Source organism: Nonomuraea sp. NPDC049624, from assembly GCF_040675255.1.
Classification (GTDB): Bacteria; Actinomycetota; Actinomycetes; order Streptosporangiales; family Streptosporangiaceae; genus Nonomuraea.
This window is the reverse complement of record NZ_JBFAOR010000004.1, coordinates 1-13,634: the sequence shown is the minus strand read 5'-3', so window position 1 is coordinate 13,634 and position 13,634 is coordinate 1. Positions and strand designations below refer to the sequence as shown.

At 71.0% G+C, this 13,634-nt stretch carries 9 protein-coding genes; 3 read left to right on the top strand and 6 right to left on the bottom strand.

Annotation, left to right across the window (positions count from 1 at the left end; genetic code table 11):
* Positions 1–85 precede the first annotated feature (85 nt).
* Complete coding sequence (locus tag AB0J76_RS16140; protein ID WP_352327651.1) at positions 86–580, top strand: carbonic anhydrase; 495 nt, start codon at positions 86–88, stop codon at positions 578–580.
* Here the strand turns inward: AB0J76_RS16140 and AB0J76_RS16135 are convergent.
* The 3 genes from AB0J76_RS16135 to AB0J76_RS16125 all read right to left on the bottom strand — a co-directional run bounded on the left by AB0J76_RS16135 (position 561) and on the right by AB0J76_RS16125 (position 7,128).
* The gene (locus AB0J76_RS16135) at positions 561–1,577 is read right to left on the bottom strand and encodes a cytochrome d ubiquinol oxidase subunit II (RefSeq protein WP_352327650.1); all 1,017 of its coding nucleotides are present in this window, start codon (positions 1,575–1,577) and stop codon (positions 561–563) included. The two genes, AB0J76_RS16140 and AB0J76_RS16135, sit on opposite strands and share 20 nt — an antisense overlap.
* A gap of 2 nt (positions 1,578–1,579) precedes the next feature.
* Positions 1,580–2,938, bottom strand: coding sequence for a cytochrome ubiquinol oxidase subunit I (locus AB0J76_RS16130; protein ID WP_352327649.1), 1,359 nt, complete (start codon positions 2,936–2,938; stop codon positions 1,580–1,582).
* A gap of 2,123 nt (positions 2,939–5,061) precedes the next feature.
* Complete coding sequence (locus AB0J76_RS16125) at positions 5,062–7,128, bottom strand: DNA topoisomerase IV subunit B (protein ID WP_352327648.1); 2,067 nt, start codon at positions 7,126–7,128, stop codon at positions 5,062–5,064.
* A gap of 247 nt (positions 7,129–7,375) precedes the next feature.
* Here AB0J76_RS16125 and AB0J76_RS16120 point away from each other — a divergent pair, with 247 nt between their 5' ends.
* Positions 7,376–7,606 (top strand): hypothetical protein, encoded by a 231-nt coding sequence (locus tag AB0J76_RS16120; RefSeq protein ID WP_125639804.1) that lies wholly within the window; start codon positions 7,376–7,378, stop codon positions 7,604–7,606.
* A gap of 518 nt (positions 7,607–8,124) precedes the next feature.
* Here AB0J76_RS16120 and AB0J76_RS16115 read toward each other — a convergent pair.
* Entirely contained in the window at positions 8,125–8,826 is a 702-nt protein-coding gene (locus AB0J76_RS16115) for a GNAT family N-acetyltransferase (protein ID WP_352327647.1), read from the bottom strand.
* Positions 8,827–8,886: 60 nt separating this feature from the next.
* On the opposite strand from AB0J76_RS16115, the gene AB0J76_RS16110 reads away from it, so the two are divergent.
* On the top strand, positions 8,887–9,633 hold the full coding sequence (locus AB0J76_RS16110) for a peroxide stress protein YaaA (RefSeq protein ID WP_364389816.1): 747 nt from the start codon (positions 8,887–8,889) through the stop codon (positions 9,631–9,633).
* Positions 9,634–9,699: 66 nt separating this feature from the next.
* On the opposite strand, the gene AB0J76_RS16105 is transcribed toward AB0J76_RS16110, so the two are convergent.
* A complete protein-coding gene (locus tag AB0J76_RS16105) occupies positions 9,700–11,364 on the bottom strand; it encodes an RNA polymerase sigma factor (protein WP_352329757.1) in 1,665 nt (554 codons plus the stop codon).
* A 242-nt stretch (positions 11,365–11,606) separates the two neighbouring features.
* A partial coding sequence (locus AB0J76_RS16100) for a SpoIIE family protein phosphatase (protein WP_364389814.1) occupies positions 11,607–13,634 on the bottom strand: 2,028 nt, incomplete at its 5' end.

Here is a 13,634-nt window from a genome sequence, read left to right as displayed (position 1 = left end):
GTGAATTTCGTGGGACCTTCGGGAACTCGCGCCAGTCGCCACCCCGGAAAGCATCAGCTTTGGGACGTGCGGGAAGATCTGAGGCATGACTGCGTTCGACGACCTGTATGCCGCCAACGCGAAGTACGCCAAGGACTTCGGCGACTCCGGGCTCACCGGCCGGGCAGCCCGCGGGCTTGCCGTGGTGACCTGCATGGACTCCCGCATCGACCCGCTGGGCCTGCTGGGCCTGCAGCCCGGCGACGCCAAGATCCTGCGCAACGCCGGCGCGCGGGTCACCGACGACGTGCTGCGCACGCTGGTGCTCGCCGTGTACCTGCTCGGCGTCGAACGCGTCCTGGTCATGCCGCACACCGACTGCGGGATGACCAAGGTGACGGACGCCGACGTGCACGACCTGACCAGCGCCCGCGGGGTGGACACGCGCAGCCTGGAGTTCCACACCGTCCCCGACCAGGGCGAGGCGCTGCGCCACGACCTCACCCGCATCCGCACGACCCCGTTCCTGCCCGCCGGCATGCCGGTGACGGGCGCGATCTACGACGTGCGCACGGGCCTGCTCACGCCGGTCGGCGACTGATCTCGCCGCGTTCGCGCTGGAAGGTGGCGTACAGCCACCACAGCGACGGCACCAGCAGGACCGCGCCGACGGCCAGCGAGCCCAGGCTGGCCCCCAGCACCGCGTCGGTGGCCGCGGCCTGGTCGAGGGTGAGGCCGGGGAGCAGCACGGGGTACTGCCCCACGCCCCAGCCCCACAGCAGACCGGTCACGGCCAGCGCGGCGCTGAGGCGTACCGCCAGATAGGCCCGCCGCCACAGCAGCACCAGCGAGGCCAGCCCGGCCAGCACCGACAGCGCCAGCAGCGGCAGGGCGCGGCCGGTGGTCAGCTCGGCGAACAGGGCGGGCGCGTCGGCGCGCAGCACGAGCAGGCTCACCGCCGCCAGCACGCCGACCACCGCCCCGCAGCCCAGCGCCCGCCGCCGGAACTCCTCGGCCAGGTCCTCCTGGCCGCCGCGCTGGGCGTCGCGGGTCAGATAGACGGCGGCCAGGTACGCGGCCGTGCCGACGCCCAGCGCGCCGACCGCCATCGACGTGGGGTTGACCCAGCTCCCGACCAGGTCGCCCTTGGCGACGCCGGGCGGCACCCGGCCGGAGGCGATGCCGCCCGCCGCGGCGCCGAGGAAGAACGGGGTCACCACCGAGGAGAAGGCGAAGGTCGCGCCGAACAGCCGCCGCTGCCAGAGCCGCGAGGAGACCTTGCGGAACGCGAACGCCGCGCCGCGCCCGATCACGCCCAGCGCCACCAGCGTGAGCGGGATGTAGAGGGTGGAGGCGACCGAGGCGAACACCGACGGCACTCCGGTCCAGGCCAGCACGATCACGAAGATCAACCAGACGTGGTTGGCCTCCCAGACCGGCCCGATGGAGTGCTCCACCAGGTCCCGCCGCCGCCGGCCGCGCTCGGCGCCGCCCGCCAGCAGGTCCCAGACGCCGCCGCCGAAGTCGGCGCCCCCGAACAGGACGTACGCCGTCAGCCCGACCCACAGGACGGCCAGCATGATCTGCGGCAGCGGCATCGTCACACGACCTTGTAGCCGGCGACGTCGCGCTCCTGCGGCGCCAGCGGCACGGGCACGTCGCGGGCCAGGCGGCGCAGCACGTACACGGTGGCCACGGTCAGGACCACGTAGACCGCCGTGACCAGCGCGAACCCGTACACCAGGCCCGGCGCGGGGTTGACCGCCTCGGCCGTGCGCATCACCCGGAACACGATCCACGGCTGACGTCCGACCTCCGTGACCACCCAGCCGCTCTCCAGCGCCAGCACGGCTGCCACGCCCGACAGCGCGGCGGCACGCAGGAACCACGGGGACTCCGGCAGGTCCCGCCGCCGTTTCCAGGACAGCGCGAGGCAGGCTCCGAGCAGCAGCAGCCCGAAGCCCACCAGCACCATGATCTGGAACGCCCAGTGCACCAGGTTGACCGGCGGCCAGTCGGCGGCCGGCACCTGCTCCAGGCCGGCGATCTCCGCGTGCGGGTTCCAGTGGGCCAGCAGGGACAGGCCGTAGGGGATCTCCAGGGCGTACCTCAGCTCGCCGTCCACCGCGATCCCGCCCAGGTGCAGCGGCACGTCCCGGCCCGTACGGAACACGCCCTCCATGGCGGCCAGCTTGACCGGCTGGTACTCGGCCACGAAGTGCGCGGCCCAGTCGCCGACGCCGATCTGCACGGGCGTGACGGCCGCCGCGACCGTGAGCGGCAGCAGCAGGCCGAGCCGGTGGTAGCGGTCGCGGCGGCCGCGCAGCATGGCGACCGCGTACACGCCGGCCATCAGGAAACCGGCGACCATGAACGCCGCCAGGATCATGTGCACCGTCTGGGGCGGCGTGGCCCGGTTGAACATCGCCGCCCATGGATCGACGGCCACGATCCGGCCGTCCGCGACCTCGTACCCGGTGGGCTGCTGCATCCAGGCGTTGGCGGCGACCACGAAGAACGCGCTGGCCACCCCCGCCAGCACGATCGGGATCCCGGTCAGCAGGTGCGCGACGGGGCGCAGGCGGTCCCAGGCATACAGGTAGATGCCGAGGAAGATGGCCTCGACGAAGAACGCGATGCCCTCCAGCGAGAACGGCAGACCGATGACCTCGCCGTACACGCCCATCATGCCCGGCCACAGGAGGCCCATCTCGAACGACAGGATCGTCCCGGAGACCGCGCCGACCGCGAACAGCACCCCGAGCGCCCTGGCCCAGCGCCGCGCCAGCAACCGGTAGTTGTTGTCCCCGGTGCGATGCCCCCGCCACTCGGCCAGCAGGGTGATGGCGGGCATGCCGACGCCGAGACAGGCGATGATGATGTGCCAGCCGAGCGACAACGCCATCTGCATGCGCGCCGCCCCCAGATCCACCGCCGCCGCCCCCGCGACCGCCCCCATCGCCGCCCCACTCCCTGCCCATCGGGCCGTCCGTTTCGTGGGGGATCTGGCATGACTCGTTCCCGGAGGTGATCCGCGAAACGGCTGCGTCCCGCCCGTACCCCACCGACCCGTGGATGACACTACGTAACTGTCGCTTACCTTCCGTATAGGCACGGCGCTCGCAGCACGACCGTAACCACCCCGCACCGCCGCAGCCGGAGCCCTGACGACAGCGGCGGCGGGCCAAACCCGACCGCCCTCGCAAGGACTGAGCCCGAGACCGCAGAACCACCAGCCCCAGGACCAGCCATCCGCCACCCGCAAGGGCTCATGCGCCAAGAGCACTCAAACCCAACAGGAATTCCCACTGCCGCCCTCAGCACCCCTACCGCGCTCCCCCGTCTCCCCCAACCCCACCAGCCCCTTCCAGCTCGAACCCTCGCCTTAACAGCCCGGCCTCCTCTCACCGCCTCTCAAACGCCCCTCACACCGGATGCTCCCGCCACCGCCCTGGCCCCCTGGCGTCGCCACCCATGCCACAAGCGTGGCGGTGCGGGCAGAGGAAGGGCGCTTGCCCCCCGCGCGACAACCCCGCCCCCGTGCCCCAGCACCCCAGCACGCCAGCACCCCGGCTCCCCGGCCCCCCGGCCCCCCGGCTCCCCGGCTCCCCGGCTCCCCGGCATGCTGGCTCCTCGGCTCTCCGGCCTGGTCCCCGAGCTCCCCGCCTCAACCGCTCCAAATGGCGCCCCGGCGACGGCCGACCGCGCTTGGCCGCCCCTACATCCCGGCGCCCAATGACGGCTCGGTTTCTCTCGCGGCCCCTCTGGCCGACATGAGGCCACCCCCATGGCCCAGCGTGCCCGGTGCCGGAGACACAGCCTGACCCCTCGCGCCTCCTCGGGTCCCTCACCCCTCCCTCTTGGGCCCACTCCGCCCTAGCAGTTCGTCCTGGGGGCTGGGCTGAGCGGTCTCAGCCGAGCACGTGCCCGCCCTCGCCCACCTCGATGCGCGCCCGGCCAGGCCGTCATCCCTCGCCCCCCCAGTCGCACCGCAACACCAAGAAGCCCGCCCGCCCGCCACATCAAGCCGCGCCAGGAGGCCCCAGAAGCCTCCACAACGCCCTTGTAACGCCCTGGCCCCAGCCGTGTGACCTCAGAACCCGCCTGAGGCTCTGGGGGGCCCAGCCGCAGCGCTGGTCCGGTGCAGGGCCGCCCAACGAAGCTCGTGCAATGGCCCTCGACGCCGCAAGCGCCACATCGCTCCTCACCAGCATCCACCGTGACGACCGGTTTCACGGCCACTACGAGCACACCCGAGCGGCGCTGGTTGCGAGTAACGGCCCAACCTGACACGCCGACAGCCCCGGTCGATGCCCCGGCGTGGACCTGGACCATGAACAGGCCCCAACGGCCCGTCGCTTCCGCGGCCAGAGAGCCCGCCCTGGTAGCACATCAGGCTGAGGACGTTGGGGGCTTGCGGTGACGCGCCCTCTGTCGCGCGTGGTCTTTCTCAGGCAGCTCGATCTCGCATGCCACCGACGATTTAGCCCGCCGGGAGGGGCTTCGACCCCCGTGCCATCGGACTGCGCCCTGGGCCGGGCTTCAGGGGACCACCGAAAATCACGTCACCGTGCCTCACCTTGGCCCATGGGCACAAGGTGATGTCGGCGTCAGAGGGCCAGGCCGCCGCCGAGCTCAGGAGGACACCGGATCCGGACCGGCATCGGGCTCAGTGCGGCATGTCTGGCTCGGGGGACATGTCTGGCTCGGGGGGCTATGTCTAGGGCCTCGGAACGGCCCCCCGCCATCAGGGCGTCTTGGCGAACCCAAGGAGGTGTGGCAGTGGCAGCGGATGGCGCGCTGGCTGGCATGAGGAAGCCCTCGTGGGCGGGGTGGCGCACCTTCCGGCGGATGCGCGAGCGCTACACGTTCGGTACGGCAAGGGCTGTTTGACGACCCTGGCGGCCCTGGCTCAAGGGCCCCTTTCCTCAGCCGGAAATGGCCCGTCGCCCCTGCCGATGACGTTGAAGCCCGCTAGCGCCGCAGGCATGGCGCCAGACCTCCGGGATCCGAGACGTTCCGTGCGCCGGCATCGTCGAAACCCGGGGCCAGGCATGTGACCCCGGGTGGGCGCTTCAGGGCTCAGGCGTCGATGTGGTCGCGGTCGACCTCGGCCGCGCTGCTGACGATGAACTCCCGTCGCGGCGCCACGTCGCTCCCCATCAGCAGGCTGAAGATGGCCTCGGCCCCCTCGGCGTCCTCGATGCGCACCCGGCGCAGCACGCGGTGCCGCGGGTCCATCGTGGTCTCGGCGAGCTGGTCGGCGTCCATCTCCCCCAGGCCCTTGTACCGCTGCACCGGGTCCTTCCAGCGCTTGCCCCGCCGCTCCAGGTCGCGCAGGACCTTCTGCAGCTCGGCGTCGGAGTAGCAGTAGATGTACTTCTCCTTGCCGCGCCCGGGGTTGGTGAGCTCGATGCGGTGCAGCGGCGGCACGGCCGCGAACACCCGGCCGGCCTCCACCATCGGCCGCATGTAGCGGTGGAACAGGGTGAGCAGCAGGCAGCGGATGTGCGCGCCGTCGACGTCGGCGTCGGCCATGAGGATGACCTTGCCGTAGCGGGCCGCCTCGATGTCGAACGAACGCCCCGACCCGGCCCCCACCACCTGGATGATCGCGGCGCACTCGGCGTTCTTGAGCATGTCGCTCACGGACGCCTTCTGCACGTTGAGGATCTTGCCGCGGATCGGCAGCAGCGCCTGGAACTCGGAGTCGCGGGCCAGCTTGGCCGTGCCGAGCGCGGAGTCGCCCTCGACGATGAACAGCTCGCTGCGGTCGACGGCGTCGCTGCGGCAGTCGACCAGCTTGGCGGGCAGCGCGGAGTTCTCCAGGGCGCTCTTGCGCCGCTGGTTGTCACGGTGCTCGCGGGCCGCGATGCGGGCCTTGGCGGCGGCGACGATCTTCTCCAGCACGGCCCGCAGCGGCTGCTTGAACCCGCGCGGCGGGTTGGCGAACAGCTCCTTGAGCTCGCGCGAGACCACGTGGGAGACGATGCGGGTGGCCGCGGAGGTGCCGAGCACCTCCTTGGTCTGCCCCTCGAACTGCGGCTCGGGCACCCGGACGGTGACCACGCCGGTCAGCCCCTCGGAGATGTCCTCCTTGTTGACCGGGTCGTCGCCGCTCTTCAGCAGCCGGGTCTCGCGCAGCAGCTCGTTGATCGTGCGGACCAGGCCGCGCTCGAAACCGGTCAGGTGGGTGCCGCCCTTGGGCGTGGCGATCACGTTGACGAACGAGCGCACGGTCGACTCGTAACCCTTGCCCCACCGGACCGCCACGTCGACGGTGAGCTCGCGCTGCACCTCGGTGGGCGTCATGTGGCCCTGGTCGTCGAGGACCGGCACGGTCTCGTGGAAGTGGCCCACGCCCTGCAGCCGCAGCACCTCGCAGACGGGCTCGTCGCGGGCCAGGAACTCGGTGAACTCGGAGATGCCGCCGTCGAAGCGGAACTCCTCGCCGGTGCGCTCCTCGCCCCTGCTGTCGAAGACCGCGAGGGTCAGGCCGGGCACCAGGAACGCGGTCTGCCGCAGGCGCACGTGGATCTCGTCGAGCGAGACCTCGGCGTCGGGCAGGAAGATCTGCTTGTCGGCCCAGAAGCGCACCCGGGTGCCCGTGACGTTCTTGGGCAGGTTGCCGCCGATCCGCAGCCCGGACTTCTTCTTGAACTTGGCCGTGGGCCCGTCGCCGTCGAAGACGCCGGGCACGCCGCGCCTGAAGCTGATCTCGTGGACCCGGCCGTCGAGGTCGACCTCGACGTCGAGCCGCGAGGACAGGGCGTTGACCACGGAGGCGCCCACGCCGTGGAGGCCGCCGGAGGCGCCGTAGGAGCCGCTGCCGAACTTGCCGCCGGCATGAAGCTTGGTGTAGACGAGCTCGACGCCGGCCAGGCCGGTCTTGGGGTGGATGTCAACGGGGATGCCGCGGCCGTTGTCCCGCACCTCGATGGAGCCGTCGGCGTAGAGCTCGACCTCGATGCGGTCGCAGTGGCCGGCCAGGGCCTCGTCGACCCCGTTGTCCACGATCTCCCAGAGGCAGTGCATGAGCCCGCGGCTGTCGGTGGACCCGATGTACATGCCCGGCCGCTTGCGTACGGCCTCGAGGCCCTCAAGCACCGACAGGTGACGAGCTGTGTAACCCGCCTCCACTACCGTCACTCTTGCTCCCCTGGTCTAAGCATCGAACACGTGTGCGTAGCCTACCGTTCTTCCCTCAGGCGCGCGTACAAGCTTGCCATGGCGACACGTTTGCCGTTACCAACCGGCTGATCACCATTACTTTCGGACACATTCTGCTCTGGGCGTAGCGAGGCGGAGGTTGGGAACGTCCACGTCCGGTTAGATGTTGTCTCAAGTGACTGACGCCAGATCCTCGCTTCGGCGGGGGTGACCCGAAAGGCGATACGTGACTGGAGCTCTCGCCCCCGTTAAGCCGCTGACGGCCCTCGACCGCTGCGACCGCTGCGGCGCCCAGGCCTACATTCGCGCGACCCTGCCTGTTGGTGGGGAGCTGCTGTTCTGCGCCCACCATGGGCGTCAGCACGTCGCAGCGCTGCGCGAAAAGGGCGCCGACATCCTGGACGAGTCGGCTCGCCTCAGCGAAACCCCGTCAATGAACCCCAACGACGACCGCTGACGCGTTCGTTGTGATCACATAACCACATATTGCACGACCAGTTCGGCGATCCCGGCGCACCACGCCGGGGTCGCCGTTCTGCGTTCAGCCCCGTCCTGGGGGGCCCGCCCAGCCCGCCCCCCAGCCGGTGGCCCAGGCGCCCGCCAGCGGCGACTCAGGTCGTACGCACGTAGTCGTCCAGGCCGCGCAGGCGGTGGTTGGAGTCACCCCTGCAGTGGCCCACAGGGCACGCAGGCAGTTGCTCAGGCCGCACGCGTGTAGTGCCCCAGGGCGCACGCAGGCGGTGACTCGGGCGACGCGCAGATGGTGTCCAGGGCACACTCAGGGGGTGTTCAGGCCGCACGCATTGGTCCCGGCCCTGTGCAGGCAGTGGCCCCGGATCGTGCGCAGGTGGTGGTTCGGGCCGGGGCCGCCGTACACCAGGCCCGCCGCATGGTGGTCAGGGCTGCGTGCAGGCCGAGCCCCCTCCCCGGTTCTGGCCGCGAACGTCCTGGTCCAGGGCCTTTGTGCGCCCTGGGTCAGAGTGTCCGCACGCGGTAGTGGTAGCGGCCGACGGTCTGGAAACCCTCACCGCGGTACAGAGCCTGAGCCCCGTGGTTGGGCTCGGTGGTGACGAGGTACGCGCTCTTCGCCCCGGTATGCCTGGTCAGGGCGCGCAACACCGTACGGGCCAGCCCGCGCCGCCGGGCCTGCGGCAACGTCGCCATGCAGAAGATCCCCGCCATGTCCCCCTGCGGCACGACCCGGCCGACCGCGACCGGCACGCCGTCCTCCTCGACGGCCCCGTACCAGGCGGGCACGCCGGTGCAGATGCGGGCGGCCTCCTCCAGGCCGGCGCCGTACCGGCCGTCCACGGACCACCAGGTCTCCAGCCATTCCGGCCACGGATGGTCCTCGATCCGCACGGGGCCGCCCGGCTCGGCCGACGGCGATCCGGCCATGATGACCGTCGGATCGACCAGCTCGTACCCTCTGCGGGCCAGCTCGGCGTCCAGACCGGCCCAGGTGCCGGGGCCGACGGAGAAGGCGCAGCTGTGTCCCCGCTCGCCGTAGAACGCCTCGGCGGCGCCGATCGCGGCGTCCAGGTCGGCGGGGGCGTTCAGGGCGAGCACCGAGTTCGCCCGTTTGGTCACGCCGCCGGCGGAACGCAGCACCCAGCCGTCGTGGACACGCTGCTCGTAGGCCGGCCACGCCTGGTGCACCAGCAGGTCGACGTTCATCCGCGCAGCCTAGCCGACCAGCGCGAACGCCCTCTGACCGGCCCGTTAGGGTGTGGGGTTGTGCTGATTCTGCTGCCGCCGTCCGAAGGAAAGGCCGCCGAGGGGAGCGGTCCGCCGCTCGGCGAGCTGTCCTTCCCCAAGCTCGACCGTGCCCGCAAGCGGGTCGTGACCGCGCTCATCCGGGCCTCCAAGCGCCGCGACGCCGCGCAGGTGCTCGGGCTGACGCCCGGTCTGGCGGGCGAGGCGGTCAAGAACACGGTGGTGAGGACCGCCCCCACCCTTCCCGCCGCCGACCTCTACACCGGTGTCCTGTACGACAACCTCGGCCTGAACACCCTGGACGACGCCGCCAGGGCCAGGGCGGAGGAGTCCGTGCTGATCTTCTCCGGCCTGTGGGGCGTGTTGCGCGTCTCCGACCGGGTGCCCCCGTACCGCCTGTCGATGGGCGTCAGCCTGCCGCCGCTGGGCGGCCTGGCCGCCTACTGGCGCACGCACCTGGCCAAGGAGCTGGACCGGATGCCGGGGCTGGTGGTGGACCTGCGCTCGGCCACGTACGCGGGGGCGTGGCAGCCCGGCGACCGGTCGGTGTCGGTACGCGTCTTCCGCGACGGCAAGGTCGTCAGCCACATGGCCAAGGCCACCCGGGGCGAGATCGCCCGCGTCCTGCTCCAGCAGGAGGAGGCCCCCGGCACGCCGGGCGAGCTGGCCAAGATCCTCGGCAACCTGGGCTGGACGGTCGACCTCGCCGAGCCCGCGCGGACGAACCGCCCCTGGCTCCTCGACGTGCACGTCAACGACCCGGCCTGAGGCCCCCGGAAAACGTCGATCGCCCCGCCCGGAGGGTTCCGGACGGGGCGATCGACGAGGTGGCTCCTAGTCCAGGTAGTCGCGCAGAACCTGGGACCGGGACGGGTGACGCAGCTTGGACATGGTCTTCGACTCGATCTGGCGGATGCGCTCACGGGTGACCCCGTAAACCTTGCCGATCTCGTCGAGCGTCTTCGGCTGCCCGTCGGTGAGGCCGAACCGCATCGACACGACGCCCGCCTCGCGCTCCGACAACGTGTCGAGAACGGAGTGCAGCTGCTCCTGCAGCAGCGTGAAGCTGACGGCGTCGGCCGGCACGATGGCCTCGGAGTCCTCGATGAGGTCACCGAACTCGCTGTCGCCCTCCTCACCCAGCGGGGTGTGGAGGGAGATGGGCTCGCGGCCGTACTTCTGGACCTCGACGACCTTCTCGGGCGTCATGTCCAGCTCGCGGGCCAGCTCTTCCGGCGTGGGCTCGCGGCCGAGATCCTGCAGCATCTGCCGCTGGACGCGGGCCAGCTTGTTGATCACTTCGACCATGTGGACCGGGATGCGGATGGTCCGCGCCTGGTCGGCCATGGCACGCGTGATCGCCTGCCGGATCCACCACGTGGCGTAGGTGGAGAACTTGTAGCCCTTGGTGTAGTCGAACTTCTCCACGGCCCTGATCAGGCCGAGGTTGCCCTCCTGGATCAGGTCGAGGAACAGCATGCCGCGCCCGGTGTAGCGCTTGGCCAGCGAGACCACGAGCCGGAGGTTGGCCTCCAGCAGGTGGTTCTTGGCCCGGCGGCCGTCTTCGGCGATCCATTCGAGCTCGGCCCGGACGTCGACCGGCAGGCTCTCGGTCTCGCCGCCGCCGAGCTGCTCCTCGGCGAACAGACCGGCCTCGATGCGCTTGGCCAGCTCGACCTCCTGCTCGGCGTTGAGCAGGGGGACCTTGCCGATCTGCTTGAGGTAGTCCTTCACCGGGTCGGCGGTGGCGCCGGCGGCGGCCACCTGGGCGACCGGGGCGTCGTCGTCGTCGTCGGACAGGATGAGGACCTCGTCCTCGGTCTTGTCCGCGGTGGCGGCGACGACGTCGGCGGCCTTGGGCTCGTCGTCGGAGTCGTCGTCGGAGTCGGAGTCACCCTCGGAGTCGGCGTCGTCCTCGGCCACGATGTCGTCGACCTCGATGTCCTCGAGGTCCTCCAGCTCCACGTCGCCGTCGAGCTCGAGATCGTCGTCGTCGTCCGCGTCGGTCGCCTTGAGGCCCTCGGGCGCCTTCGGCTTGGTCTCGGCAGGCCCAGCGCTGACTTCTGGCTTGGCCTTCTTGGCGGCGGCCGGAGCCGCCTTCTTCGGAGCGGGAGCGGCCTTCTTGGCCGGAGCCGGCTTCTTGGCGGCCGGCTCGGCCTCAGCGGCGCCCACGACCGCGGTCACGGTCTCGGGCTGCTGCTCTTTGGCGGCCGCTGCCGTCTTGGTCTTGACGGGGGCAGCGGTGCGGCGCTTTGCTGGACCACGAGACTTCTTCGGCGCAGCCGAATCCGCGGCGGTCACCACCACGGTCACGCCCTCTTTGCTGAGGTTCCGCAAGAACGCGGCGGCGTGCGACATGGGGATGTCCGCCTCCTCGAAGGCCTGACGGACATCCTCAGACTCGAGGAAACCCTGCGAGCGCCCACGCTCGAGCAGTCGCTGAATGACGGGCTCGTTCAGCTCTTGTGGCTTCGAGCGAGTCGAACTTGCAGGCGACACGAACACCTCTCGAACGAACGCGTGGCGACAATGGACCCAGATGCCCGCTGGGGGCTGTTGCCTCTCTCGGAGATCGGTGAGGCCGTGCGAAGCGCGACGGACCTGACACAGCATTGTGGCACGACCCCGCACTCCATACGGCCACCTCCCGGCGGTTGTCCTCCACCCTAGGCCGACCAAGACAGTAGTGCGTACGTAAGCGGGGCACTGATACCCGAAAGCAACCGTTATGACTGTTTCATTCAGTCACTCTTCGTGGCCGGTGGGACGTGAATTGCGAGCGCGGTAACGTCATCATCCTGTTCATATCCAGACAACATCCGGTCAACCAGGAAGTCCAGCAACATGTGCGGACTGCTGACCACCTCAGGCGGCGCTTCGGTCACAACACTGCAAATCTCTGCGAGACCGGCGTCAAGCCCTCGCTTCCTGTTCTCCACGAGACCGTCTGAGTAGAGCACCGCGGTGTGTCCCGGCGGCACCACGAACCGGAACTGGCGGCGGCTGGTCGGCCAGCCGAGCGGCGTGCCGGGCTCGGCGTCGCACAGGATCGCCGTGCCCTGGGGCGAGACGAGGACGGGCGGCGGGTGGCCGGCCATGGCCAGCGTGCCCTCGCCGGTGACCGGCTCGACGACCATGTAGGCCAGCGTGGTGACCTGCTCCTCCTCTTCCGTGGCCTCGAAGACCCGGTCGAGGCCCGTGAGCACGGCCGCGGGCGGCGGGTTGGTGAGCGCGAGCGCCCGCATCGCGTTGCGGATGCGGCCCATGCCCGCCGCGGCCTTGACGCCCTTGCCCATGACGTCGCCGACGACCGCCGCGACACGCCCGTCCTGCAGGACGAACGCGTCGTACCAGTCGCCGCCGACCTGGACGTGGCGGCTGCCCGAACGGAAACGCTGGGCCAGCACCAGGCCCTTGACCACGGGCAGGCGGTCGGGCAGCAGGCTGCGCTGCAGCGTCTCGGCCGTGCGGTGCTCGCGCTCGAAGAGCGTGGCCCGCTCGACGGCCAGGGCGCACTGCCCGGCCAGCGCCTCCAGGAAGACGCCGTCCTCCTGGGAGATCTTCTGCGGGCGCGTGAACGAGAAGCGCAGCGCGCCGAGCGCCCGGCCGGCGGCCAGCAGCGGCAGGCCGACCCAGGCGCGCTCGTCGCCCTGGCTGATGAACCCGGCGAGGGCCTCCTCGTCGTCGCCGGCCTCCAGCAGCTGGGCCTTCAGCGACTCGGGCGACTCGGCGAAGACCGGACGGCGGCTGTTGACGGCCATCGTCATCACGTTGGAGTGGGACAGCGGGATCTCGTCGCCCGAGCCCTGGACCTCGGGGATGCCCTCGCCGTTGACCAGCTTGAGCGCGGCGCGGTCGGTGTCGAGCAGCGCCACGGCCGAGCGGTCGGCGGCCAGGGCGGTGCGGCCGACGTCGATGATGACCTGGACGACCTGCTCGACCGTCAGGGCCTCGGCGAGCTGGGCGGTCGCGCCCTGGAGCCGGGCGGTGCGCAGGGCGGCGGCGCCGAGCTGGTCGGTCAGCCTCCCGCGCATCTCCTCGGCCTCGCGCTGCGGGGTGACGTCGGTGTTGGCGCCGACCCACTCCACGACCCTGCCGTGCCTGATGATCGGCACCGCACGCACCTCGAAGTGGCGGTAGCCGCTGGCCCGGGTGCGGACCCGGTAGTTCCACTCGAACATCGTGCGGCCGCGCAGCGCCTCGCGCCAGGCCTCCTCGGTCTGCTGGCGCTCCTCGGGGTGGACGACCTCCAGCCAGCCGTTGGCGAGGTACTCCTCCAGCCCCTGGCCGGTGATGGCGCGCCACTGGGGAGCGTCCTCGACGACGGCGCCCGTGGGCGAGGTGATCCAGACGAGCTGGGACTGCGCCTCGACCAGCGAGCGGTAACGCTCCTCGCTGCGGCGCAGCGCCTCCTCGGTCTGCCGGCTCTCGGTCACGTCGAGGCCCACCAGCGCGATGGCGCGCAGCTCGCCGGCCTCGTCGTGGACCGGCGAGAACGACAGCGACCAGTGGCGGGTGTCGCCCTCGGCGGACCGCACGCGCACGCGGCCCTCGGTGACCGGCGCGTCGCTCTCGATGACGGCCTGCACCGCGTGGGTGATGATCTGGCTCAGGTCGGCCGCCAGCACCTCGACCGGCAGGCGGCCCACCAGGCGCTCGGCGGGCACGCTGACGACGTCGTTGACCCGCTGGACGCGGCCATCGCCGTCGAAGAACGCGAAGGCGAACTCGGCCTCCGACAGCATGCCCTTGAACAGGGCGGAGTCTGA

Excerpts from the sequence above, each read along its gene's own strand:
- AB0J76_RS16140 (WP_352327651.1), top strand. The coding sequence starts at position 86 with ATGACTGCGTTCGACGACCTGTATGCCGCCAACGCGAAGTACGCCAAG.
- AB0J76_RS16135 (WP_352327650.1), bottom strand. The coding sequence starts at position 1,577 with ATGCCGCTGCCGCAGATCATGCTGGCCGTCCTGTGGGTCGGGCTGACG.
- AB0J76_RS16130 (WP_352327649.1), bottom strand. The coding sequence starts at position 2,938 with ATGGGGGCGGTCGCGGGGGCGGCGGCGGTGGATCTGGGGGCGGCGCGC.
- AB0J76_RS16115 (WP_352327647.1), bottom strand. The coding sequence starts at position 8,826 with ATGAACGTCGACCTGCTGGTGCACCAGGCGTGGCCGGCCTACGAGCAG.